This window comes from Burkholderia sp. IT-111MI5 (genome assembly GCF_949752865.1).
Classification (GTDB): Bacteria; Pseudomonadota; Gammaproteobacteria; order Burkholderiales; family Burkholderiaceae; genus Burkholderia; species Burkholderia pyrrocinia_C.
Genome location: NZ_CATKIF010000011.1, coordinates 369,342 through 391,434, shown reverse-complemented (window position 1 = coordinate 391,434; position 22,093 = coordinate 369,342). Strand labels below are relative to the sequence as shown.

Sequence of the window (22,093 nt, the reverse complement as noted above, 5' to 3'; positions counted from 1 at the left end):
ACGATGTCGAACCGTGCGACAACTGGCCTGCCGGTTGATTCAGCGGGGATGGGGCCGGGTGCCGCGCTGTCAGCGAAATACCGGTGCCGACGCGAGCGCCGTCAGCACGACCGGCATCGCGAGCGCCGCGGCGACCGTCTGGAACGCGGTGATACCGGCCATCAGCGGCGCGTCGCCGCCGAGCTGGCGCGCCATGATGTACGACGCCGACGACGTCGGCAGCGCCTGGAACAGCAGCGCGACGGTCAGCGCCGCATCGCCGAGCCCGAACAGGCGGCCGGTCGCGAGCGTGATCAGCGGCATCGCCATGAACTTGAACGCCGACGCGATGCACACCGGCTGCAGCCACGCACGGGCCGCATCGAATTTCAGCGCCGCGCCCACGCACAGCAGGCCGAGCGGCATCGACGCGGCGCCGAGCGCGCGCACGGCCGGCTCGACGGCAGCGGGAAATGCGACACCGCCGGCCTGCATCGCGATCCCGAGCGCACACGCGACGACGAGCGGATTCGACAGGATTTGCCGCACGAGTGCGCCCGCACCGAGCCGCGTGTCGCCATACCGCGCGAAGACCAGCACGCACATCAGGTTGACGGTCGGGACGATCGCCGCGACGCACACGGCCGCGAGCGCGATGCCTTTTGCGCCGAACAGCCCGGCGGCGAGTGCGGTGCCGACATAGTTGTTGAAGCGCACCGCGCCCTGGAACACCGACGTGAAGCCGGCGCCGTCGACCCGGACGAACCGACGGACCAGCAGAAGGAGCGCCGCGGCGACGGCGGTCGAACCGACCAGCGCTGCCGCGAGCGGCAAAACAGGCAGCGCTTGCAGCCGCGCGTTCGCGAGGCTGTTCGCGAACAGCGCCGGCAGCAGCACGTAGTAGCAAAGCCGCTCGGCCTGCGGCCAGAACGCTTCGGCGATGAAACCCGTGCGCCGGAGGCCATGGCCGAACGCGACCAGCAGCGCGACCGGCGCCAGCGCGAGCAGGACCGGGCCGATCATCGGCGCGCCTTCACGCCGGCCGTGCGGACCGGTTGGCAGGCGGAGCGGCGGAACGACGCGGAAATCCATCCGGCGGGCAACATGGCGACTCGCAATCGAAAGAGTGACGATGCCGCCAAGTTAACACGCGCAAGCAACAGGAATAATTGTTAATTATCGGGTGTTCAATGAGAAATTCTCATCGATGACGCGGTGACTTCGGCGGTCAGCGCACGCGCGAAACGCTCGGCCGGACGCGACTGGTGTTCGAGCAGCACGACCGCGCGCCCCATCTGCGGCTGGCCGAACGGCAAGCGCGTGACGGGCGGCAGGCGCGCGAGCGTTGCATCGGGGAGCGCGACGATCGCGGCGCCGAGCCCGCGCGCCACCATCCGTGCGATCGTTTCCGCGCTGTCCAGCACCATCTCTTCACGCACGCGCACGCCGAGGCGGCGCAGCTCGGCGGCGATCATGCGGCCGGCCCAGGCCTGCGCGTCGAAGCGGATGAACGGCAGCGCTTCGAGCAGCGTGCCCGCGTCGCGTTCCACATGGTCCGGCGGCGCGAGCAGCCAGAAGCGATCCTCGTACAGCGTGGTCCACGTCAGTTCCGCCGGATGCGGGCGCACGGGGCGTGTCGTGATCGCCGCATCGAGTTCGCCGGCCGCGACGCGATTCGCCAGCTCGGCCGACATGCCGGCCGATACGTGCACGCGCAGTGACGGATGTGAGTTGCGCAGCGCGAGCAGCGCGTCGGGCAGCGGGCCGGACAGCGCGGTCTGGATCGCGCCGATCCGCAGGCGGCCGACGAGCTTCTTCTCGTCGCTGAGCGCATCGGGAATCCGGTCGACCATCGCGAGCACCTGCTCGGCCTGCGCGAGCAGGATGTTGCCGGCTTCGGTGAGCACCGGCTGCCGGCGCGAACGATCGAACAACTGCACGTTGTATTCGCTTTCCAGTGCCTTGATCTGCAGGCTCACCGCCGACTGCGTGAGCCCGATGGCTTCGCCGGCGCGTGCGAAGGTCCGGTATCGGGCGATGGCGACCAGCGTTCTGAATGCGCGTAGTGACATGGACGAAGTGACGTTGGCGACGGGGCCGGCATGCGGATTGCTCGCGTGACGGCGGCAGCGTTCGCGTGACACGCTGCACAGGTGCGGCGAGGTCGGCGAGAACCAGCGGAAAAAAGCGGCCGGCGAGTTCGCGGACATCATGCCCGTGCCCGCCGAATCGGGCAACCGCGGCATTGCCGGCTTACGATGGAAAGCGCGGGCTGCCGGCCGATGCGGGTTCGCGTGGATGGCAACGGGCGCATTTCGCCGAAACAGCTGCACCGGTGCGAGCGACGCTCACGCCGATTCTTCGAGGAGGTCACGACGATGCTTCAGAACCCGGGCGACGTTGCGCGTGCGAGCTACCGCGCGTATGCCGACAAGAACCGCGACGCGATCGAAGCGCTGATCGCGCCGGATTTCCATTTCACGAGCCCGCTCGACAACCGGATCGACCGCGACACGTATTTCCGGCGCTGCTGGCCGAACAGCGTGACGCTGGCGCACTTCGATTTCGTCGACGTTGCAGTGCACGGCGAGCATGTGTTCGTCGTGTACGAGGCCGAAACGAGCGACGGTCGGCGATTCAGGAACGCGGAGCGGTTGCTTATCCGCGACGGCCGGATCGTCGAGGCCGAGGTGTACTTCGGCTGGAACGTGCCGCACGCTGCACCCGACGGCGGCTTCGTCGAACCGCACGCTTGAGTGGAAGACGCGAGCGGGCCGTTCGTCGCGAAACGGATGACCAGGCGCGATCGGCCGCCGCCGCGTCACACCCAGAGCCGATACATCCAGAACGATTCGTCGTCGATGAAGCGTTGCGTGAATTCGCTCGGCGAGAATCCCGTGATGCGCTTGACCTCCCGGCTCAGGTGCGCCTGGTCGGCGAATCCTTCGTCCAGCGCCAGCGTGGCCCAAATGGCCGCTGCAGGCCGTGCACGACGAGTGCGTGACGGCGTTCCTGGCCGGCCACGAGACGACGGCCGGGGCGCTGACCTGGTGGGCATGGTGCATGGCCACGAATCCGGCCGTGCAAGCCGCCGCGCGCGACGAGGTTTCCCGCGTGCTGGGTGGTCGCGCGCCGTCCGCCGAGACGCGATCCTCGTTGCGTTACCTGACGCAGACGCTCGACGAAACGCTGCGCCTGTATCCGTCCGCGCCGATCCTGATCAGCCGTCGCGCATCGCGGCCGATCGCACTGGGTGCGTGGCAGTTTCCCGCGCGCACGCTGTTCATGCTGCCGCTGCAGCTGATGCATCTCGACGAACGATGGTTTCCGGAGCCGCATGCGTTCCGGCCCGAGCGCTTCACCGACGATGCGCCGGCGCTGCCGCGCGGCGCGTACATGCCGTTCGGCACCGGCCCGCGCGTATGCCTCGGGCAGCATCTGGCGATGACGGAGATGACGGTGGTGGCCGCAATGATCCTGCAGCGTCATGTGTTGGCGGTGCCGCCCGGCATGACGCCGCCGCGTGCGGTGCTGAACGTGACGCTGCGGCCGGAGCGGGCGCTGCATCTGGCGATCGAACCGACGGGGCTGGCGGCCGATACGGTCTCCGGATGATGGGGGCATAAGCGGTCGATTCGATCCGGCCTGCATCGCGCGCGCGATTGCCGTTTGCGCGACGCGGTGTCATCGAATCGTCGGAATGTGAATGCGCGCCGGCAACTGCTTGCGGCGCCACTGGCGCGGCGTCGCGTAGCACCTATGCTTGAAGGGCCCAGGCCGGGCGGAGCCCAAGGAGGATGGTCATGCGCATGCTTCTCAACATACGAATCCCTCACGAGCCGTTCAACACGCTGGTGCGCGACGGCAGCGTCGGCGACGTGATCTCGCGAATACTCGAAGCGGTCAGGCCGGAGGCCGTGTATTTCACTGAGCAGAGCGGCGGGCGCGGGGCGGTCGTGATCGTCAATCTGGATGACCCGTCACAGATCCCGGCGCTCGCGGAGCCGTGGTTCCTGATGTTGAATGCAGACTGCGAGTTCCGCGTGGTGATGCTGCCGGACGATCTCCGGAACGCCGGGCTCGCGCAACTCGGCGCAAAGTGGAGGTAGCAGGACGCTGCGCATGACCGTGCCCCTGCCCGAAAACCGGGCGGGCGGCATGGTTCGGGTTCCTGTTTCCGGGCAGTCGTGTTGTCGGCGGCGCATCCGTGTCGGCTTGAACGGACGACCACGGCTGCGGCGATTCACGGATAGTGCACGATTCCGCACCCGTTGCCATCCGTGCTGCGCGATGCGCTCATCCCGCCGCATCTTCTCCCAGCGCCTGAATGAACCGCGAAAACAGCTCGGGCTGCGACGAAATCCCGAGCTTCGCGTACAGATGCCGCCGATGCACCTTCACCGTTTCCGGCGAAATCGCCAGCCGCTCGGCAATCGCCTTCGACGAATTGCCGCGCAGCACCATCCTCGCGATCGACATCTCGCGATCGGTCAGCACGCCCGCGCCGAAGCGCGCAAGCGCCTGCTCGACGCGCGCGCCGAGATCGGCGTCGGGCGTCGAGCGCGCGGCGTCGCCGACCAGCCGCCAGTGCTGCCGGATCGTCGCGAGCACCCACGGCATCGCGGCCGTCAGCTTGCCGAGCGGCTCGACGTCGAAGCGCGCGGCTGCACCGAGCGACAGCGACAGCAGCGTGTCGGCGTTCGGCCGCACGAGGATCTGGATTTCGTCGTCGCCGACCGCATCGCGGAAGTAGCTCAGGAAATACTCGCTTTGCCGGAACAGGTCGGGCGCGACTTCCTCGAGCCGGTAGCAGCCGTCGGCGAGCCCGTCGTGCGCGGCCTGCAGGAACGGGTCGAGCAGATATAACCCATTCAGGTAAAGCGGCACCGGCGACGCGGTGTCGGTGCCGCCGGTGTCGTATTCGTCGAGCACGAGCGGCACGCCGTCGCGGCCGATCGCGGTCGCGAGCGCGTTGTCGAACGGCGCCATTTCATTGAGCAGCAGCACCAGGAACCGCCAGAAGCGCGGCTGGCCGAGATGATCGATTGCGCGGCCAAGCGCCTGGTGCATCGCGATTTCGGAGAAGAGACGATCCATACCACCACCGGAAGGGCGTAACACGAAGGGGGAATAGCGGTCCTGAAATTGGCTTCCTAGACTGCCACGCAATCAATCGGGCCCGAGTATGGGCGTTCAAAAAAGTGCAGCATAGGAGCACAGGAGAACGAAATGGCGATGATGTCGGAATCGACGGGCACGCTGCAAGCGGCGCCTGCAACGGAAGACGCGCCGCGCGCGCTGTCGCAGACGCTCAGCGTGCGCGACGCGGTGATGATCACCGTGTCGGGCGTGACCCCAGCAAGCTCGATCTTCGTGATCGCGCCGTTCGCGATCCAGCAGGCCGGCAGCGGCGCGGTGCTGTCGTTCCTGCTCGGCGGCGTGCTCGCGCTCGCATTCGCGCTCTGTTATGCGGAGCTCAGCGCCGCGCACCGCAGCGCGGGCGGCGAATACGTGATGGCCAAGCGCGTGTTCGGCACGCTGCCCGGCTATCTGACCTTCATCACGGTGCTGTCCGTCAGCGTATTCATTCCGGCCGTGCTCGCGAGCGGCGCCGCGCCGTATCTGAACAACGCGCTCGGCACGCACTTCGGCAACCAGTCGGTCGCGCTGACGATCGTGCTGCTCAGCTACCTGCTCGGCATGCTCAACATCAAGACGAATGCGTGGATCACCGGTGCGTTCCTCGTCGTCGAGATCGGCGTGCTGACGCTGATCGCGGGGCTCGGTTTCGGCTCGCTGCATCGCGGCGCCGACGTGCTGGTCGCGCCGGTCGTCGCGAGCGGCAACGCGCTCGTGCCGGCGACGCTCGCCGCCATCGTGCCCGCGATCGGCACGGCGATCTTCTGCTACAACGGCTTCGGCTCCGCTGCATACCTCGCCGAAGACCTGCGCGGCGGCAACCGCAACGTCGCGAAGGCCGTGATCTATTCGCTGCTCGTGATCCTCGTCGTCGAACTGGTTCCGCTCACCGCGATCGTGCTCGGCGCGCCGTCGCTGACGGAACTCACCAAAAGCGCCGACCCGATCGGTTATGTCGTGCGTTCGCTGAGCAACCCGGCCGTGTCGCGCGTGGTCAGCGCCGGGATCTTCCTGTCGGTGTTCAACGCGATCATCGCGATCGTGATCACGATGGGCCGGCTGCTGTACAGCAGCGGCCGGCACGCGCTCTGGTCGCGCACCTGCAACCGTGCATTCTCGACGATCCATCCGCGCCTGGAATCGCCGTGGCTCGCGACGCTCGCGCTCGCGGTGCCGTCGGCGGGGCTCGTGTTCGTATCGAGCCTCGACGAGCTGACCGCGTTCACGGTCGACCTGCTGCTGCTGATCTACCTGGTCGTCGGGCTGGCCGCGCTCGCGAGCCGGTTCGTGCGCCGCGACGTCGAACATCACTACCGGATGCCGCTGTGGCCCGTGACGCCGCTCGTCGCGGTAGCGGGCGCCGCATACACGCTCTACACGACGCTGGCGACGGCGACGAAGCCGACCGACCTGATCATCATCGCGGGGCTGCTGATTGCCGCACTCGCGATGTATGTCGTCTGGGCGCGCCACAGCGAAGCATTCCGCGCGCTCTGAACGCCGGATCGTCACGTTGCAGCACCGACACACCGAACCATTGAAAGACTGGAGGAATTGCATCATGCGCACGAGGGATCTCGGCATCCGCATCGGACTCGGCACGCCGGGCCGCTTCAACGCGATCACGGACGTTCCGGGCGTGCGGGTCGGACATTGCACGCTGAACGTCGAGAACGGCGACGCATCGATCCGCACCGGCGTCACCGTCATCGAGCCGCGCGCGGGCGCCGCGCACGATTCGCCGTGTTTCGCCGGCATGCACGTGCTGAACGGCAACGGCGACGCAACGGGGCTCGAATGGATCCGCGAGGCCGGCCTGCTGACGACGCCGATCGCCTATACGAACACGCACAGTGTCGGCGCGGTGCGCGACGCGCTCGTCGCGAACGAGCGGGAAGCGGCGGCCGGCCGCGTGTACTGGTGCATGCCGGTCGTGATGGAAACCTACGACGGGCTGCTGAACGACATCTGGGGGCAGCACGTGAGCGCCGAACACGTGCAGCGCGCGCTGGCCGCCGCACAGTCGGGGCCGGTTGCCGAAGGCGGCGTGGGCGGCGGTACGGGCATGATCTGCCACGAGTTCAAGGGCGGCATCGGCACCGCGTCGCGCGTGCTTGCGGCCGATGCGGGCGGCTGGACTGTCGGCGCGCTGGTGCAGGCGAACTACGGCGTGCGCGAGATGCTGCGCGTGGCTGGGTATCCGGTCGGCGAAGTGCTGCGCCACGTGCATTCGCCGTTCCGCGCGCCCCACGCGACAGGCGAGGCCGGCATGGGCTCGATCGTCGTGACGATCGCGACCGACGCGCCGCTGCTGCCGCATCAATGCACGCGCGTCGCGCAGCGCGCGAGCGTCGGGCTTGCACGCGTCGGCGGCGGCACCGAGGATTCGAGCGGCGACATCTTCCTTGCGTTCGCAACGGGCAACGACGGGCTGCCGGCGGCGAACTACGGCAGCAAGGGCGTGCCGACCACCGGCGTGAAGATGGTCAACAACGACCATATTTCCGCGCTGTTCGTCGCGGCGGCCGAGGCGGTGGAGGAAGCGATCGTGAATGCGCTCGTCGCGGGCGGCGACGTCGAATCGCGCGGTGCACGGGTCGAAGGGCTCGGTCAGGCGCGCTTGCTGGATGCGTTGCGCGAAGTGGGCTGGCGGCCGGGGCGCGGCGCCTGAAACGGCATGCGCCGCTTCAATCGAAGCGGCGTGGATCGGGGCGGTGCGGCGATCGGCCGGTGCGCTGCCCGCCCGCGGATTCGATGCGGGCGATGCGGGCCTGGCCGTGACGACGCGACGTCATGCTCAGCTGCCGAAGTAGATGTTGCAGAAGCTGACGGGGCCGACACAGGCGTTCGGGTCTTCCTGCTTCGACTGCGAACGATCGACGCGGCCTGCGGCCTTGACGGCTTCGGTGCGGTTCGCCTGTTGCGGTGCGGCGTCGGCCGGCGCCGGCTGTGCGTGGGCGACAGCAGCGGTCAGCGACAGGGCAACGAGGGCGAGGTGCAGCGGCTTCATTTTGTTTCTCCTGGGTGAGTGCCAGTCTCGCTGGCAGTGAGGAAACTATAGGCTCGCACTGCTTAAAGATTAATCACCGCGCCTGTAGAGCTTATTTCCATTCGGAACAAGGATCCCGTTGCCTGCGCACCGATGTTCAATGGCGATGCCGGTTGAACGGCGCATCCTTGTCCAGCAGCGCGCTGCGCATGAAGTGCAGGCAGCCGACGATCCGCTGCATGCGGCGTCGCTCGTCGGGCACGGCGTACCACGCCTGCAGCGTGTGCTGAGCGGCGCGGATCGCGAGATTCACCGATTTCAGCGTGCGCGCATGGTGGCCGGGCGTCGGATCGTCGAAGAAGCGCGGCAGCTCGTGCAGCACCGCGTCGATCGAACTGGTCCAGCGCAGCATCTGCGGCGGTTTCGCTTCGCAGAACGCGTGCAGTTCGTCGCGCAGGTCGATCACCGCATGTCCGACCTCGAGCGTCGACAGCATCCAGCGCAACGCGTCGCGATGCTGCCGCGTGCGTCGCACGAGCAGCGTGCGCAACTGCGCCATCAGGTCGTGCGTGCTCGACTGGAAGCGCTGCGCGAGGCCGTCCGGCGCGCCTTCGCACGCAAGCGTGACCTGGCGGCGCAGATCGTGCGCGATGCGGCCCGTGAGCCACGGCATGTGGGTGGGGAACACGACCGCGAACACGAGCGAGCACGCGAGCATCGCGACGACGACGGCCAGCCCGTTGTTGATCAGCACCTCTGGCGTATACGCGATCGCGTTGTCGGGTCCCGCAAGCAGGCAGAAGAACACCGCGAAGCCGATCCCGTAGCCGGACAGCCCCGGCCGCATCGCGAGAAACGCACCGAGGCCGAGCACCGGCGCGAGCGTCGCGCACAGCAGCGGGAAGCCGTCGATGTTCGGATACACGTAGCACAGGAACAGGTAGCCGACGGCAGTCGCGAACGCCGCGCCGACGCCCATCTGTGCGACGAACTTCGGTGCGCGCGGCGACGTCGAGCTGAGCGCGCATGCAATCGCGGTGGCGATCACCGCGAGCGAGCCGCTCGGCCATTCCGACGCGATCCAGAACGCGCTCATCGCACCGACGGCGATGACCGTGCGCAGGAACGCGAAGCCGACGAAGAACGAATTGGTCTTCACCGCGTAATGCGTGACCGAGCGCTCGAATGCGTGATCGTCCTGGTCGAGCGATGCGTAGGTATCGGCGTAGCCGAGATACTCGCCGATGAAGCGGTACAGCAGCTCGATCGCGGTATCGAAATCGAGCAGGCCGCCGGCCGCGTGTTCCTCGATGGTCCGCCGCGACGCGCGCGCGGCCTTCGGCAACGCACCGTGGAAGCGGCGCAGTTCGAGCATCGCGCCGGTGGCCGGTGCGATGCCGTGCTGCCGCTCGTCGCGCAATGCGGCGAACCGCTGCGCGAGCGCGTCGACGTGCGGCGCCAGTGCGTCGAGCACCGCGTCCGAACCGTTCGCGCGCAGGCGCTTGACGAGCTGGTGCAGCGCATGCAGCCGCGTGCATGCGTTCATGAACTCGCTGTTCAGCCGTGCGAGCCGGCGGCTGCGCGCGCGAATGTGCGGATCCTCGAACGACGCGAATGCACGGTTCGCTTCGAAGCCGACGATGTCGTCGACGAAATCGGCGAAGCGCCGTTCGAAATCGCCGCGTGCGACGTCGCCCGCGAGTGCGCCGGCCGTGAACGCCGCGAACGTCGTGTGGCGTGTGTTCAGCGAACGCATCAGCGCTTTCGCGGAACTGAGCGGCAGGATCAACGCGCTGACCGCGCCCGAGCATGCGATGCCGAGCGCGACTTCCGCGGCGCGCGTGAGCGCGGACTGGAACAGCGTCTGCGGCGTCATCACCGCCGGCAGGCCGATCAGCGCGGCCGTGTAGCCGGCGAGCACGAAGCCGTACCAGCGGAAGTGGCGGTTGCGCACCGCCAGCGCGATGCAGCCGCCGATCCACAGCGTGATGCCGGCCATGTACAGCTCGGGCTGCTGCGCGAACAGCCCGCCGAGCGCGAGCGCGCCGACGAGGCCGGCCGCCGTGCCGAGCACGCGGTAGAAACTCTTCGCGAACACCATCCCCGACAGCGGCTGCATCAGCACGAACACGGTCGTCATCGCCGTGCGCGGCTGCGACATCTCGAGACGCATCGCGATGCCCATCGCAAGGAGCGCCGCGAACACGGTCTTCGCGAGGTGCAGCCAGATCAAGCCGTCGCTGACGGCCCAGTCGCGGGCCGCGTCGCCGAGCGGATCAAGCCATGCTCTCCATCGTGCCGGTTCGATGGAAGGTCGCTCGATCGCAGGTTGTGGCTTCATGAAAAGAGGTGGCCCGTGCAGGGCCGGGCACGGTGCCGCGGCGCATCCGAACGGGTCCGTTCGACTGGTGAGGCGCCGATTGTAGGAGTGCGGCGCCCGCGCATTAACGCAGCTGCCGGGAAACGATAGTTGCAGCCGGAGTAACAATCTGTCGCATCCAGTGGAGGAAAATAGCGGCTCCGCTACAGGTTGCTCACAGGAATGGATACCCTACAAAACATGCGGGTGTTTTCGCGCGTCGTCGAGACCGGCAGCTTCACGGCCGCCGCACAATCGCTGAATTCGACGACGGGCGCGATGTCGCGCGCGGTGTCGGAGCTCGAGGCGCGCCTGCGCACCCGTCTGATGAATCGCTCGACGCGCCGCCTCGCGCTGACGTCGGCCGGCGAAAGCTATCTGCGGCGCTGCCGCCAGATCCTCGCCGACGTCGACCGCGCGGAAGAAGAGGCGAGCTGCGCGCACGAACGGCCGGCCGGCGTGCTGCGCATGCACAGCTTCGCGAGTGTCGGCCATCACTATGTATTGCCCACACTGACGCGCTATCACGCGCAGTTCCCGGGCGTGTCGATCGAACTGTCGCTGTCGCAGCGCATGCCCGACCTGTTCGACGGCACGAGCGACATGGCCGTCGTGACCGCGTCGTCGCTGCCCGATTCGGAACTGGTATCGCACCTGCTCGGCTCGACGTTCAGCATCCTGTGCGCGTCTCCCGACTATGTGAAACGGCACGGCGCGCCGGCCCGTCCGCAGGATCTCGCCGCGCACGCGTGCCTGACGCTGTGTACGCCCGCGTTCCCGACGCACGAATGGGTGCTCGAAGGGCCCGAAGGCGTCGAGCAGATCCACGTCGCCGGGCCGGTGCAGACCAATACGGCCGAATCGCTCGCACTCGCGATCCGCGACGGCATCGGGATCGGCATGCTGCCGCTGTACTCGGCAATCGACGCACTGCGCGACGGCACGCTCGTGCGCGTGCTGCCCGCGCATATCCTGCAGAAGATGAACGTGTATGCGCTGTATCCGTCGCGCCGCTTCGTCGACGCGAAGGTGCGGACCTGGGTCGAGATGCTGCGCGCGCAGGTGCCGGGGATGATCGCGCGCGACGTCGAGATGCTGAACGCGATCGACCGCGAACCGCAGGCCGCCTGAGCGCCGGATGCGCAGCGGGGACGTCGATACGTTGCGTGGGTCGGTGATTGCACGACACGCTTCTTCGTGCAGACGCAACATGCGCGCCGCCCGCAGCACACGATTCATGCGGGCGGGGCGCTTCATCACATCGTCACAGCGCGGGCTTCGCCGCCGTGCCCGATTCGGTTGCCGGCTCGCCGGCCGGGCCGTATGCGGCCTGCGCAGCCTTCCGCTCCGCGAGACGCTTCGCCTGCAGTCGTTCCTGCGCCGCCATGATGTCTTCCGGATAGTTGCCGGCTTCACCGCGCGCCGGGTTGTAGCCGACCGACTCGAGGTCGACCAGTTCCTGCAGCACCTGCGCGCGCGTGACGGGCGACTTCGCCGACTGGGCGAACGACAGGGCCGGTGCGGCAAGCAGGACGGCAGCGGCCGCGGTAACGACAAGCGATTTCACAAGGTTCTCCTAGGTGACGGGTAGACGTTCGGTTCGATGCGCGATGCGCGCCCCGACCTTCGATACGAGTCTACGCAGCGCTTGTGCGCGCAAAAACCCCGATTCCAGGCAGGCTGCCTTCCAGATGGAACAACATTGACGCGCGTCGCTCGCAGCGACCGAACCCGCGTGCGAACGCGGGTTCGTTGCCGGCGGGCGACGTGGCGTCACATCGGTCAGAACCGCGTGCGCATGCCGATCGCGCCGACGATCTGGTTCGGCGTGCTCGACGCGCCGCCCGAACCGTTGATGAACGCCTGGTAGCCGCGTCCCGACGCATGCTGGTACATCGCTTCCGCATACAGGTCGGTGCGGCGCGACAGCTTGTACACGGCCTGCAGGTCGACCTGGTGCCACTTCGGATCGGTACCGTGCTTGCTGTCCGGGTTCGACACGCTGGCGTCCGTGTACACGTAAGCCGCGCCGAGGCTGACGGCCGGCGTCACTGCATAACGCACGTTCACGTCGTAGTTGTTGAACGCGACCTGGCCGGTGGAGCCGAACGAGCCCGTGTTGTCGTACTGCGAGCGCGTATAGACGAAGCCGACGGTCGCCGGGCCGAACACGTAGCTGACGCCGCCGCCGTACGAGCGCATGCGGTCCGAGCCGATCGACCAGCCGCCCTGGTTCACGCTCTTCGCCTCGGCCGAATCGGTCGCGCCGGGGCTGGCGCTCGTCGAGCCCTTCGTGCCGTTCATCTGCAGGTACGCGCCGGCCAGCTTCAGCGGGCCGTTCGTGTAGCTCGCCGCGACGCTGTACGCGCGGTTCGCGCTGAAGTTCGTCGAGTTGGAGAACGCGTACATTGCGCCGACCTTGAAGCCCGCGACCGTATCGCTCGTGTACTTGACCGCGTTGTTGATACGCAGCGAGTGGTTCAGGTTGTCGTTGTCGAACGGATGCGCGAAGCCCGCATCGCCGAAGTCGCCGGCCGTCGCGGACAGCGGCGCGACGAAGTCGACCATCGTGTCGTACTGGCGGCCGAGCGTCAGCGTGCCGTAGCCGTTACCGCTCAGGCCGACATACGCGTGGCGGCCGAACAGCTTGCCGTCCTGGCCGAGTGCGCCGTTGTTCGCGTTGAAGCCGTTCTCCAGCACGAACAGCGCCTTCACGCCGCCGCCGAGATCCTCGGTGCCGCGCAGGCCGAAGCGGCTGCCGTTGATCGTGCCGGTCGTCAGGCGCCACAGCGATGCGCCGCCTGCGTTGTTGGTATACGCGATGCCGGCGTCGATCAGGCCGTACAGCGTGACCGAGCTTTGCGCGTGGGCGAGCGGGGCGAACAGCGCGGCCGCGCAAGCGCCGGCGATGAGGGTTTTTTTCATGGTGAGGCTCCTGCGTGTGGGACTGGAAACGAAAGTTCGGCGCAAGTATAGGAATGCACGGCGCGCGCTAGGCCGCCTGGGCCGCGAGCGCACCTTTCCGAATCCTGCAAGAGTCCTTCACAAAACTGACACGACGCGCCGCGCGCACCCGAGGCCGGTCGTTTTTGCGTTATCGCGCGCGGGCAGCATCCGTTTGAGGCGTGCCGTCTGTCGCGCCGTTGCAACATGCGCGGGGCGCGGCGCGGCGGTTGATCGGTTCGGCCGACGCGCGGAGAATGAGCGGCTCGTGCCCACGACCGGAGACACACGATGCCCCAGCCCGACCGCCATCCGCCGATCAGCGCCGCCGTGTACTACCGCGATTCGGGCGCCGCGCTCGAATGGCTGGAGCGCGCGTTCGGCTTCGCACGCGGCATCGTCGTCCGTACGCCTGAAGGCGAGGTCACGCATGCGGAACTCACGCATCGCGGCGGCGTCGTGATGATCGGCGGACACTGGGCCGATTTCGTTACGAGCCCGCAAGAGATCGGCGGCAGGAACACGCAAAGCGTGCACGTGCAGCTTGCCGACGGCCTCGACGCGCATTGCGAACACGCGCGGCAGGCCGGCGCGGAAATCCTGCAGGAACCGGCCGACCAGTTCTATGGCGACCGCACCTATCGCGCGCGCGATCCGGAGCAGCACGTGTGGACGTTCGGTCAGCACGTGCGCGACGTGACGCCCGAGCAGGCGGCTGCCGAGACGGGCCTGACGTTCGAAGGCTGGTCTTGATGCGCGGTGCGTGCTTTTTCTATAGATGCGGCGTGAACCGGAACGCATCACTTATCCGGATCGACCGGGTTGATGCGGAATGTGGCTACAGGCCGTCCATACTCATGTATTCATGAAATACATGAGTCGATTCGAAAAATACGTTTGTCGCATGAGAGGCGCGAGCCTACGATGCGGTCCTGACGAAGGCGCGCGTGTTGCGCGCCGTCCTTTCGATTCCTGTTCGCCGACCTCATGCGCCTCGATCTCCCGTCCGCTCCCGCATCCGCTTCCCCGTCCGCCGGCCCGTTCGCGCGCGTGGCCGTCGTCACGATCCTGACCGGCGTCGGCGCGGGCCTCGGCGGCATGCTGCTCGCGTTGCTGCTGCATGCGATCCAGCACATTGCGTACGGTTACAGCATCGCGCACGTGATCGGCACCGAGAGCTTCCTCACCGGCGTGACCGATGCCGATCCGTTGCGCCGGCTCGCGGTGCTGATCGTCTGCGGAATCGTCGCCGGCGGCGGCTGGTGGGCGCTTTACCGGTACGGCCGGCCGCTCGTCAGCATTCGCCGCGCGGTGCGTGCGGCCGATCCGCGGATGCCGTTCGTCAGCACGACGATCCACGCGCTGCTGCAGATCGTCACCGTCGCGCTCGGTTCGCCGCTCGGCCGCGAAGTCGCGCCGCGCGAGATCGGTTCGCTGCTTGCCGGGCAGCTCGCGCATCGCGCTGGGCTCACGCCTGGCGACTGCCGGCTGATGGTTGCGTGCGGTGCCGGCGCCGGCCTCGCGGCTGTCTACAACGTGCCGCTCGGCGGCGCGATCTTCGTGCTCGAAGTGCTGCTCGGCACGTTCGAACTGCGTGCGCTGATCGTCGCGGTCGTGACGTCGGCGATCGCGGCGGCCGTCGCGTGGCTCGGCCTCGGCAACGAACACCAGTACACCGTGCCCGCGTTCGCGCTGAGCACGCCGCTCGTCGCCTGGTCGATCGTCTGCGGGCCGCTGTTCGGCTCCGCCGCGTACGGCTTCGTGCGGCTCACGACCCGCGCGCGGGCGAACGCGCCGAAAGACTGGCGGCTGCCGGTGCTCGCGCTGGTCAACTTCGCGGTGATCGGCGTGCTCGCGATGCGGTTTCCGCAACTGCTCGGCAACGGCAAGGGGCCGGCGTCGCTCGGCTTCGACGGCACGCTGACGATCGGCCTCGCGGCGACGCTGCTCGTGCTGAAGGTGCTGATCGAGGCGGGCAGCCTGCGCGCGGGCGCGGAGGGCGGCCTGCTGACGCCGGGCCTCGCGAACGGCGCGCTGCTCGGCATCGTGCTCGGCGGGCTGTGGAGTCTCGTCTGGCCGGGCGCATCGATCGGCGGGTGTGCGCTGATCGGCGCGACTGCTTTTCTCGCCGCGTCGATGCAGATGCCGATCACGGCGGTCGTGCTGCTGCTCGAATTCACACGCGCGAATCACGACAGCCTCGTGCCGATGCTGCTTGCGGTGGCCGGGGCGCTTGTTGCGTACCGGTTTGCGGAGGGGCTGGGCGAGCGGCGGGCGAAGGCGATTGCGATGGTGGGCGAACACTCGGCGGCGACGCGCTAACGCGTACGAGCGATCAAAGGCCGGACAACGCCAGCGCATTCGTCGCCAGCAAGCCACCGAAAATTAACGATTTGCATTCGTTCTGGCGCATGCCGTTGCGGTGGGGACTCGCGCGGAACGACGAAGCTGTAACGATCGGGAGCGCAAGCCGGGAGTTGCTTCAACGGAACAGCAAGAGATCGATCAATTGTGCCGGGACGCATTCTCGTAGCAACTGTCGACCCGGTGAGCCTGTTTCCCTCCCCGTGTCATTCAAGATAGCCTCGGCCGCTCGGTCAATTTCAAACTATCTGAGAGAAAATGGCGAATACGTACAAGTACGGCATTCACGAGGGCTTGAGCCGTGAAGAATTGCTCTTCCTGATCTTCATCGAAGAGACTGGCAAGGAGTTGGGTGTAGACGATGCGGTCGGTATTGCGATGGTGTTACTGGGCCAGCGCTTCATCCCGACTCGCGGCAAGTTCGCGAACGCCGTCAAGGGCACCTCCATCGCGTCTGTCGTTTCCCGTCGTATGCTGCCGTACGAGCTGAAGCACCGGATTTTGCCTACCGTTACGTCGTTCACGAGTCTTATCATGTTGCGCATCAAGTTCACACGGAATATCGGCGCATTTGTCGGGCGCGCGATACCCGGAGTTGGTTGGGTAATCCTGGCCACGGATGTATCGCTGATCACTTACCGAACGGTTAGCGCCTACAACAGCATGGTGAAGCCCGAGGATCGTCTGTATGGCTGACGCATGGAAGAGTCTCGAAGCGTTTATCACGGCCGATGTCGGCAGGCTTCCGGTCGATCGAACCGAACTGACGCGGGACACGGACCTCTATCACGATCTCGACCTGGAGCCGGGCGACATCGACGAGCTCGTCAGGCAATGGGCCGTGACGTTTGGCGTCGACCTGTCCGCGTTCGACATCCACTATTACTACCCGTCCGCGAAACTCGGCATCGGATCGTTCCTCGCGGCGGTCGTCAAATCTCCGTTCAGTAACAAGGCGCGCGAGACGTTGGGCGGACGGTCACTGACGCTCGGAATGATGGAAGAGGCGATGGAGCGAGGGCGCTGGGAGCCATGATCCGTCAGGCGTTGCATGCTGCGGGCCGGATGCCTGTTTTTGCGTGCGCGCCTTCCGTCACGAATTCCGGCCCGCGACGTGTTTCATTGAGCTTCGCCGAAAGGCTTTCGGATCAACGGCAATAGGTGTCGTGACCACTGTTACTTCAACGAGCCCGGCCCACGGTATCGTCCGGATCGTGTGAATTTCTGGAGTCTGTCATGAGGGGAGCCTGGCTCGCGGCCGTACTGACGTGTGTCGTGCTGCATCCTGCGGTGGTATCGGCGAAGGATGTAACGCAGGCGTCACCGGAGGCCGGTTCACGCACTTACCTCCAGAACTTCAAGGACATGGTGCTCGCGGAGTGTCTCGCGACTGCTTACAAGCAGGCGCCCGGCGCGAGCAAGGATATCGGCAGCAGCACCAGCGCGTTGCGCGACTGGACCTACTACGACATGGAGCGCACGCCGGATGTCATTCACTCGCTGGTGGCGAAGTATCTCGCGCGCGATTACCGGAATCCGGTCGTCGAATCGGAAGTGAAGGATGTGAAGTTCGACTTCCTGAAATGCACTGATCTGTACCACAGCAAGGAACTGGACGTAGCGGCCAAGAAACTCGTGTTGCACCCGAACAGCACCTATCGGACGGAAAACTCGCAGAAGCCGCAATGACGCGCAAGCGTCGCTGTGCAACGCAGCGACGCGCGCACGCTATTCGAGCGTCCGGATCGAATTGCTGATGCCGCGCGCGCAGTCGATCACGGCCGGCGCGAGCTTGCGGCGCGCGTCGTCGAACGTCCAGCGGCTCGTCGGCGCGACCACATGCACGGCCGCGACGGGCTGCCCCTGGCTGCCGAGCACGGGCGCCGCGATCGACATGTCGCCGATGAACAGTTCTTCCTGATTGGTGGCGTAGCCTTCTTGCCTTGCGCCGTCGAGCAGTGCGACGAGTGCGTCGAGCGCCGTGACCGTGCGCGGCGTGTGCGGCGTGCGCGCCATGCCGTCGAGCCGCGCGCGCGCGTCGTCCGGCGGCAGCGCGCTCAGGAACGCGCGGCCGCTGCCGGTGCAATACATCGGAATGCGGCTGCCGATCGGCATGTGGATCGGCACGAATTTCGTCGACACGAAACGAGCGACGTACACCATCTCGTCCTCGTCCGGCTCGGTGAGGTTGGTGGTTTCGCCGGTCAGGTTCGTGAGCTCGGACAGGAACGGATTCGCGACGTCGATCAGCGTATCGGCCGCGAGGTAGTTGAAGCCGATCCGCATCACGTGCGGCGTGAGCTGGTAACGCCGCGTGACCGGATGCTTGCGGATATAGCCGAGCTTCTCGAGCGTATAGACCATCCGCTGTGCCGAACTCTTCGTCATCCCCGCCGCGTCGGCCACTTCCGCAAGCGTCATCGTGCGCCGCTTCGCGCTGAACGCGCGCAGCACGTTCAGCCCTTTCTCCAGCGACTGGTTGAACAGCAGGTCGTTCGACTGATCGGGCAAAGTTTCCATGAGCAAGGGGCTTGATCGATTCGATATCGAATCATAATGTATCGAATATCGATACGCAAAAATCTGTTTGCGATGTTTTTGATTCGTTTTAAGATCGGGTCATCGTCGCAACGTCGATCGGCGACTGGCGGCGCACCGGATTATTCGAGAAGGGGACATCATGGTTTCGTTCATCAAGCAGTTCGGCGCACTGGCCGCCGGTTTCGCCACCTGTATCGCCATTTCCGCGGCATCGGCGGGCGCCGTCGCGGCCGAGCCGACGCTGAAGGTCGGCGCGACGGCCACCGGCGTGCCGTTCACGTTTCTCGACGTCAAGAGCAATTCGATCCAGGGGATGATGGTCGACGCGATCACCGCGGCCGGGAAATCGGCCGGTTTTCGCGTCGACGTGCAGCAGACCGTGTTCTCGGCGCTCATCCCGTCGCTCACCACGCAGAAGATCGACATCATCTCGGCCGCGATGCTGAAGACGCCGGCGCGCCAGCAGGTCGTCGATTTCTCCGACACGGTCTATTCGTTCGGCGAAGGCCTGATCGTGAAGGCGGACGACCCGGGCCGCTATACGTCGATGGACGATTTCAAGGGGCAGGTGGTCGGCGCGCAGGTCGGCACGGCGTTCGTCGACGCGCTCAACAAGAAGGGCATCTTCAAGGAAGTCCGAACCTACGATTCGATCGCCGACATCATGCGCGACGTCGCGCTCGGGCGCATCAAGGCCGGCTTCGCCGACCAGCCGATCGTCGCGTACCAGATCGAACACGGCGTCAACCGACAGGTGCGGCTCGTGCCCGAATACCAGAGCGTCGTGAAGGGGCAGGTCTGCTTCATCGTGCGCAAGGGCGATACCGCGACGCTCGAGCAGCTCAACGGCGCGATCCGCAAGATGAAGGGCGACGGCACGCTGCAGCAGATCCTGCAGAAGTGGCACATGAGCTGAGCGCCCGCCCCCGGTTCCACGCCGGTATCGCCCGCGTCTCGCGGGCACCCGCTGCGGCGTGCCGTCCGGCCATCGCATAGGAGACCTCATGTTTTTTCAGAATGCGATCGATTTCCTGCCGATCCTGTTGAAGGGGGCGGTGGTCACGATCGAGATCACGGCATGCGCGTTCGTGCTCAGCTCGGTGCTCGGGCTGATCCTCGCGTTGATGAAGGTGTCGCGCAATCGCGCCGTGTCGACGGCCGGCAGCACGATCGTCAACGTGATCCGCGGGCTGCCGATCATCGTGCAGCTGTTCTACATGTACTTCGTGCTGCCCGATCTCGGCGTGCAGCTGTCGGCGTTCCAGGCCGGCGTGCTCGGCCTGGGCATCGCGTACTCGGCCTACCAGGCGGAAAACTTCCGCGCCGGCATCGAGGCGATCGACCGCGGCCAGATCGAGGCCGCGCACGCGATCGGTATGCGCGGGCCGATGATCATGCGGCGCGTGGTGTTGCCGCAGGCGTTCCGCATCGCGCTGCCGCCATACGGCAACACGCTCGTGATGCTGCTGAAGGATTCATCGGTCGCGTCGACGATCACGGTCGCGGAGATCACGCGGGCCGGCCAGTTGATCGCGTCGTCGACATTCCAGAACATGAGCGTCTATACGCTCGTCGCGCTGCTGTATCTCGCGCTCGGCCTGCCGCTGATGTTCGGCGTGAACCGGCTCGGCAAGCGGCTCGCGCTGAGGAGAGGCGCATGATCCGGATCGATTCGATACACAAGCGCTTCCAGCAGCACGCGGTGCTGAAGGGCGTGAGTCTCGACGTGCGGCAGGGCGAGGTCGTGTGCCTGATCGGGCCGTCCGGCTCGGGCAAATCGACCGTGCTGCGCTGTATCAACGGCTTCGAGACCTACGACGAAGGCTCGATCACGATCGACGGCGTGAAGGTCGATGCGCATTCGAAGCGTATCCACGAACTGCGGATGCGGGTTGGCATGGTGTTCCAGCGCTTCAACCTGTTCGCGCACCGCACGGCGCTCGAGAACGTGATGGAAGGCCCCGTGCACGTGCGGCGGATGCCGGCCGCGCAGGCGCGCGAGCAGGCCCGCGCGCTGCTCGACAAGGTCGGGCTCGCGCACCGGATGAATGCGTACCCGTCCGAGCTGTCGGGCGGCCAGCAGCAGCGCGTCGCGATTGCACGCGCGCTCGCGATGGAGCCGCAGGCGATCCTGTTCGACGAACCGACGTCGGCGCTCGACCCCGAACTCGTCGGCGAGGTGCTCGGCGTGATGCGCGGGCTCGCGCGCGACGGAATGACCATGGTGGTCGTCACGCACGAGATGGGGTTCGCGCGCGAGGTGGCCGATCGCGTGTGCTTCCTGCACGACGGCACCATCTGCGAAAGCGGGCCAGCACGCGACGTGCTCACGCAGCCGACGCATCCGCGCACGCAGGAATTCCTGCGCCGCCTGCTGGCGTCGGACGGCGCCGCCAACCCGGATCGAACATGAGCGAAAGGAAACCGGCACCCGCATGGCCCGACTCCCGGTGGCCGGATTCGCTGTGGGCGGCGACGGCCGCGCCAGCGCCTGACACCCCCGCGCTCGATGCGTCGGCATCGTGCGACGTGGCGATCGTCGGTGCCGGCTTCACGGGTCTGTCGACCGCGCTCCACCTGGCCGAACGCGGTGCGAACGTGCGCGTGATCGACGGCGCGCAGCCGGGCTGGGGGGCGTCGGGCCGCAACGGCGGGCAAGTGATCCCCGGGTTGAAATACGATCCCGACGAACTGATCCGCCGGTTCGGCGACGAGGCCGGCGAGCAGCTTGCCGGCGTGGTCGGCGGCGCGGCCGACACGGTGTTCGACCTGATCGCGCGGCACGCGATCGACTGCGATGCGCGTCGCCACGGCTGGATCCAGCCGGCGCCGACCGCCGCGATGCTCGATACGGTCGCGCGGCGCGCGCAGCAGTGGGCCGCGCGCGGCGCACCGGTCGAAGTGCTCGGCCGCGACGACGTCGCACGGCGGCTCGGCACGCACGCCTACGCGGGCGGCTGGATCGATCGCCGCGCAGGCAGCGTGCAGCCGCTCAGCTATACGCGCGGCCTCGTGCGCGCCGCGCAGGCGAGCGGGGCGGTCGTGCACGGGCTGACGCGCGCCGTCGGGCTGACGCGTGCCGACGGCCGCTGGCGGATCGCGACGGCCGGCGGTGCGACGCTGTCGGCGGATCGCGTCGTGATCGCGACCAACGGCTACACGGACGGGCTGTGGCCCGGCTTGCGCCAGTCGGTGATCGCCGCGAACAGTTTCATCGTTGCGACGCAGCCGCTCGCGCCGGATCTCGGTCGCGACATTCTCGCCGGTGGCGAGGTCGCATCGGATGCGCGGCGCCTGCTGCTGTATTTCCGCCGCGACTCGGCCGGCCGCCTGCTGATGGGCGGCCGCGGCCCGTTCGCGGAACCGCGCGCGACGAGCGACTGGCGCCATCTGGAGCGCGCGACGACGCTGCTGTATCCGCAGCTGAAGGGCGTCCGGTTCGAATACCGCTGGGCTGGGCGCGTCGCGATCACCGCGGATTTCATGCCGCACGTGCACGAGCCCGCGCCGGGCGTGACGATCGCGCTCGGCTACAACGGCCGCGGCATCGCGATGGCGACGACGCTCGGCAAGCATCTGGCCGCGCACCTGTCCGGCGATGCGCAACTGCCGCTGCCGTTCCGGGCCACGCCGATCCGGCCGATTCCGTTTCACCGGCTGCAGCGCTTCTACATCGCGGCCGGGGTGGCCTGGTATCGGCTGCTCGACAGCCTTTCCTGATGGGGCGCGGACGCGGGTCGCCATTCGTCGTCCGATCGGGCAGAATCGACACTCCGAGT

At 67.0% G+C, this 22,093-nt stretch carries 22 protein-coding genes and 2 pseudogenes; 15 read left to right on the top strand and 9 right to left on the bottom strand.

Annotated features, from left to right (window positions below; genetic code table 11):
• Positions 1-69: 69 nt before the first annotated feature.
• Positions 70-1,002, bottom strand: coding sequence for an AEC family transporter (locus ACM6JT_RS10020; protein WP_414856389.1), 933 nt, complete (start codon positions 1,000-1,002; stop codon positions 70-72).
• 164 nt (positions 1,003-1,166) lie between these two features.
• A complete protein-coding gene (locus tag ACM6JT_RS10015) occupies positions 1,167-2,051 on the bottom strand; it encodes a LysR family transcriptional regulator (RefSeq protein ID WP_414856731.1) in 885 nt (294 codons plus the stop codon).
• A 306-nt stretch (positions 2,052-2,357) separates the two neighbouring features.
• Between ACM6JT_RS10015 and ACM6JT_RS10010 the strand changes: the two genes are divergently transcribed.
• The gene (locus ACM6JT_RS10010; protein WP_414856388.1) at positions 2,358-2,735 is read left to right on the top strand and encodes a nuclear transport factor 2 family protein; all 378 of its coding nucleotides are present in this window, start codon (positions 2,358-2,360) and stop codon (positions 2,733-2,735) included.
• A 65-nt stretch (positions 2,736-2,800) separates the two neighbouring features.
• On the opposite strand, the pseudogene ACM6JT_RS10005 reads toward ACM6JT_RS10010, so the two are convergent.
• Positions 2,801-2,956 (bottom strand): annotated as a pseudogene (locus ACM6JT_RS10005) (AraC family transcriptional regulator); the annotation flags it as partial.
• On the opposite strand from ACM6JT_RS10005, the pseudogene ACM6JT_RS10000 reads away from it, so the two are divergent.
• Both ACM6JT_RS10000 and ACM6JT_RS09995 read left to right on the top strand, forming a co-directional pair.
• Positions 2,950-3,594 (top strand): annotated as a pseudogene (locus ACM6JT_RS10000) (cytochrome P450); the annotation flags it as partial. The pseudogenes ACM6JT_RS10005 and ACM6JT_RS10000 sit on opposite strands and share 7 nt — an antisense overlap.
• 188 nt (positions 3,595-3,782) lie before the next feature.
• The gene (locus tag ACM6JT_RS09995) at positions 3,783-4,088 is read left to right on the top strand and encodes a panthothenate synthetase (protein WP_131946776.1); all 306 of its coding nucleotides are present in this window, start codon (positions 3,783-3,785) and stop codon (positions 4,086-4,088) included.
• A gap of 187 nt (positions 4,089-4,275) precedes the next feature.
• Here the strand turns inward: ACM6JT_RS09995 and ACM6JT_RS09990 are convergent, their stop codons facing one another.
• Positions 4,276-5,076 (bottom strand): helix-turn-helix transcriptional regulator, encoded by an 801-nt coding sequence (locus tag ACM6JT_RS09990; RefSeq protein ID WP_034179603.1) that lies wholly within the window; start codon positions 5,074-5,076, stop codon positions 4,276-4,278.
• 132 nt (positions 5,077-5,208) lie between these two features.
• Between ACM6JT_RS09990 and ACM6JT_RS09985 the strand changes: the two genes are divergently transcribed.
• Both ACM6JT_RS09985 and ACM6JT_RS09980 read left to right on the top strand, forming a co-directional pair.
• A complete protein-coding gene (locus ACM6JT_RS09985; RefSeq protein ID WP_414856387.1) occupies positions 5,209-6,615 on the top strand; it encodes an APC family permease in 1,407 nt (468 codons plus the stop codon).
• Positions 6,616-6,679: 64 nt separating this feature from the next.
• On the top strand, positions 6,680-7,789 hold the full coding sequence (locus tag ACM6JT_RS09980; protein WP_414856386.1) for a P1 family peptidase: 1,110 nt from the start codon (positions 6,680-6,682) through the stop codon (positions 7,787-7,789).
• Between the two features lie 126 nt (positions 7,790-7,915).
• On the opposite strand, the gene ACM6JT_RS09975 is transcribed toward ACM6JT_RS09980, so the two are convergent.
• Together ACM6JT_RS09975 and ACM6JT_RS09970 are read right to left on the bottom strand one after the other, a co-directional pair.
• Positions 7,916-8,128 carry a hypothetical protein gene (locus tag ACM6JT_RS09975; RefSeq protein ID WP_034179600.1) on the bottom strand — a complete coding sequence of 71 codons (213 nt, stop codon included), beginning with the start codon at positions 8,126-8,128 and terminating at the stop codon, positions 7,916-7,918.
• Positions 8,129-8,264: 136 nt separating this feature from the next.
• Entirely contained in the window at positions 8,265-10,448 is a 2,184-nt protein-coding gene (locus ACM6JT_RS09970) for an FUSC family protein (protein ID WP_414856385.1), read from the bottom strand.
• Between the two features lie 201 nt (positions 10,449-10,649).
• Here ACM6JT_RS09970 and ACM6JT_RS09965 point away from each other — a divergent pair, with 201 nt between their 5' ends.
• Positions 10,650-11,597, top strand: a complete 948-nt coding sequence (locus ACM6JT_RS09965) for a LysR family transcriptional regulator (protein ID WP_034179598.1) — start codon at positions 10,650-10,652, stop codon at positions 11,595-11,597.
• Positions 11,598-11,730: 133 nt separating this feature from the next.
• Here ACM6JT_RS09965 and ACM6JT_RS09960 read toward each other — a convergent pair whose 3' ends face one another.
• Together ACM6JT_RS09960 and ACM6JT_RS09955 are read right to left on the bottom strand one after the other, a co-directional pair.
• Positions 11,731-12,033 (bottom strand): DUF4148 domain-containing protein, encoded by a 303-nt coding sequence (locus ACM6JT_RS09960; protein ID WP_034179597.1) that lies wholly within the window; start codon positions 12,031-12,033, stop codon positions 11,731-11,733.
• A 215-nt stretch (positions 12,034-12,248) separates the two neighbouring features.
• The gene (locus tag ACM6JT_RS09955; protein ID WP_174418045.1) at positions 12,249-13,391 is read right to left on the bottom strand and encodes a porin; all 1,143 of its coding nucleotides are present in this window, start codon (positions 13,389-13,391) and stop codon (positions 12,249-12,251) included.
• A gap of 309 nt (positions 13,392-13,700) precedes the next feature.
• Between ACM6JT_RS09955 and ACM6JT_RS09950 the strand changes: the two genes are divergently transcribed.
• The 5 genes from ACM6JT_RS09950 to ACM6JT_RS09930 all read left to right on the top strand — a co-directional run bounded on the left by ACM6JT_RS09950 (position 13,701) and on the right by ACM6JT_RS09930 (position 17,462).
• Positions 13,701-14,162: a VOC family protein gene (locus ACM6JT_RS09950; RefSeq protein ID WP_414856384.1), complete on the top strand. Its 462-nt coding sequence runs from the start codon at positions 13,701-13,703 to the stop codon at positions 14,160-14,162.
• Positions 14,163-14,396: 234 nt separating this feature from the next.
• On the top strand, positions 14,397-15,731 hold the full coding sequence (locus tag ACM6JT_RS09945) for a chloride channel protein (RefSeq protein WP_414856383.1): 1,335 nt from the start codon (positions 14,397-14,399) through the stop codon (positions 15,729-15,731).
• 300 nt (positions 15,732-16,031) lie between these two features.
• Positions 16,032-16,469: an STM2901 family protein gene (locus ACM6JT_RS09940; RefSeq protein ID WP_105389972.1), complete on the top strand. Its 438-nt coding sequence runs from the start codon at positions 16,032-16,034 to the stop codon at positions 16,467-16,469.
• Positions 16,462-16,809 (top strand): DUF1493 family protein, encoded by a 348-nt coding sequence (locus tag ACM6JT_RS09935; RefSeq protein ID WP_105389973.1) that lies wholly within the window; start codon positions 16,462-16,464, stop codon positions 16,807-16,809. The genes ACM6JT_RS09940 and ACM6JT_RS09935 overlap by 8 nt, the downstream gene beginning before the upstream one ends.
• 200 nt (positions 16,810-17,009) lie before the next feature.
• Positions 17,010-17,462 (top strand): type VI secretion system amidase immunity protein Tai4, encoded by a 453-nt coding sequence (locus ACM6JT_RS09930; protein WP_414856382.1) that lies wholly within the window; start codon positions 17,010-17,012, stop codon positions 17,460-17,462.
• 39 nt (positions 17,463-17,501) lie between these two features.
• Here the strand turns inward: ACM6JT_RS09930 and ACM6JT_RS09925 are convergent, their stop codons facing one another.
• Positions 17,502-18,293 (bottom strand): IclR family transcriptional regulator, encoded by a 792-nt coding sequence (locus tag ACM6JT_RS09925; RefSeq protein WP_217587054.1) that lies wholly within the window; start codon positions 18,291-18,293, stop codon positions 17,502-17,504.
• Positions 18,294-18,453: 160 nt separating this feature from the next.
• On the opposite strand from ACM6JT_RS09925, the gene ACM6JT_RS09920 reads away from it, so the two are divergent.
• The 4 genes from ACM6JT_RS09920 to ACM6JT_RS09905 all read left to right on the top strand — a co-directional run bounded on the left by ACM6JT_RS09920 (position 18,454) and on the right by ACM6JT_RS09905 (position 22,034).
• Positions 18,454-19,230, top strand: a complete 777-nt coding sequence (locus ACM6JT_RS09920) for an ABC transporter substrate-binding protein (RefSeq protein ID WP_105389975.1) — start codon at positions 18,454-18,456, stop codon at positions 19,228-19,230.
• A gap of 88 nt (positions 19,231-19,318) precedes the next feature.
• On the top strand, positions 19,319-19,975 hold the full coding sequence (locus ACM6JT_RS09915) for an amino acid ABC transporter permease (protein ID WP_034179585.1): 657 nt from the start codon (positions 19,319-19,321) through the stop codon (positions 19,973-19,975).
• Complete coding sequence (locus tag ACM6JT_RS09910) at positions 19,972-20,727, top strand: amino acid ABC transporter ATP-binding protein (RefSeq protein ID WP_414856381.1); 756 nt, start codon at positions 19,972-19,974, stop codon at positions 20,725-20,727. The genes ACM6JT_RS09915 and ACM6JT_RS09910 overlap by 4 nt, the downstream gene beginning before the upstream one ends.
• The gene (locus tag ACM6JT_RS09905; RefSeq protein WP_217587058.1) at positions 20,724-22,034 is read left to right on the top strand and encodes an NAD(P)/FAD-dependent oxidoreductase; all 1,311 of its coding nucleotides are present in this window, start codon (positions 20,724-20,726) and stop codon (positions 22,032-22,034) included. Before ACM6JT_RS09910 ends, ACM6JT_RS09905 begins: the two co-directional genes overlap by 4 nt.
• The last annotated feature ends 59 nt before the right edge of the window (positions 22,035-22,093 follow it).

Bases quoted from the DNA above. Each gene is read 5' to 3' on its own strand.
- ACM6JT_RS09975 (WP_034179600.1), bottom strand. From the start codon at position 8,128: ATGAAGCCGCTGCACCTCGCCCTCGTTGCCCTGTCGCTGACCGCTGCT.
- ACM6JT_RS09970 (WP_414856385.1), bottom strand. From the start codon at position 10,448: ATGAAGCCACAACCTGCGATCGAGCGACCTTCCATCGAACCGGCACGA.
- ACM6JT_RS09930 (WP_414856382.1), top strand. From the start codon at position 17,010: ATGAGGGGAGCCTGGCTCGCGGCCGTACTGACGTGTGTCGTGCTGCAT.
- ACM6JT_RS09940 (WP_105389972.1), top strand. From the start codon at position 16,032: ATGGCGAATACGTACAAGTACGGCATTCACGAGGGCTTGAGCCGTGAA.
- ACM6JT_RS10010 (WP_414856388.1), top strand. From the start codon at position 2,358: ATGCTTCAGAACCCGGGCGACGTTGCGCGTGCGAGCTACCGCGCGTAT.
- ACM6JT_RS09945 (WP_414856383.1), top strand. From the start codon at position 14,397: ATGCGCCTCGATCTCCCGTCCGCTCCCGCATCCGCTTCCCCGTCCGCC.
- ACM6JT_RS09955 (WP_174418045.1), bottom strand. From the start codon at position 13,391: ATGAAAAAAACCCTCATCGCCGGCGCTTGCGCGGCCGCGCTGTTCGCC.
- ACM6JT_RS09980 (WP_414856386.1), top strand. From the start codon at position 6,680: ATGCGCACGAGGGATCTCGGCATCCGCATCGGACTCGGCACGCCGGGC.
- ACM6JT_RS09915 (WP_034179585.1), top strand. From the start codon at position 19,319: ATGTTTTTTCAGAATGCGATCGATTTCCTGCCGATCCTGTTGAAGGGG.
- ACM6JT_RS09985 (WP_414856387.1), top strand. From the start codon at position 5,209: ATGGCGATGATGTCGGAATCGACGGGCACGCTGCAAGCGGCGCCTGCA.
- ACM6JT_RS10015 (WP_414856731.1), bottom strand. From the start codon at position 2,051: ATGTCACTACGCGCATTCAGAACGCTGGTCGCCATCGCCCGATACCGG.
- ACM6JT_RS09990 (WP_034179603.1), bottom strand. From the start codon at position 5,076: ATGGATCGTCTCTTCTCCGAAATCGCGATGCACCAGGCGCTTGGCCGC.
- ACM6JT_RS09910 (WP_414856381.1), top strand. From the start codon at position 19,972: ATGATCCGGATCGATTCGATACACAAGCGCTTCCAGCAGCACGCGGTG.
- ACM6JT_RS09925 (WP_217587054.1), bottom strand. From the start codon at position 18,293: ATGGAAACTTTGCCCGATCAGTCGAACGACCTGCTGTTCAACCAGTCG.
- ACM6JT_RS09935 (WP_105389973.1), top strand. From the start codon at position 16,462: ATGGCTGACGCATGGAAGAGTCTCGAAGCGTTTATCACGGCCGATGTC.
- ACM6JT_RS09950 (WP_414856384.1), top strand. From the start codon at position 13,701: ATGCCCCAGCCCGACCGCCATCCGCCGATCAGCGCCGCCGTGTACTAC.
- ACM6JT_RS09965 (WP_034179598.1), top strand. From the start codon at position 10,650: ATGGATACCCTACAAAACATGCGGGTGTTTTCGCGCGTCGTCGAGACC.
- ACM6JT_RS09920 (WP_105389975.1), top strand. From the start codon at position 18,454: ATGGTTTCGTTCATCAAGCAGTTCGGCGCACTGGCCGCCGGTTTCGCC.
- ACM6JT_RS10020 (WP_414856389.1), bottom strand. From the start codon at position 1,002: ATGATCGGCCCGGTCCTGCTCGCGCTGGCGCCGGTCGCGCTGCTGGTC.
- ACM6JT_RS09995 (WP_131946776.1), top strand. From the start codon at position 3,783: ATGCGCATGCTTCTCAACATACGAATCCCTCACGAGCCGTTCAACACG.
- ACM6JT_RS09905 (WP_217587058.1), top strand. From the start codon at position 20,724: ATGAGCGAAAGGAAACCGGCACCCGCATGGCCCGACTCCCGGTGGCCG.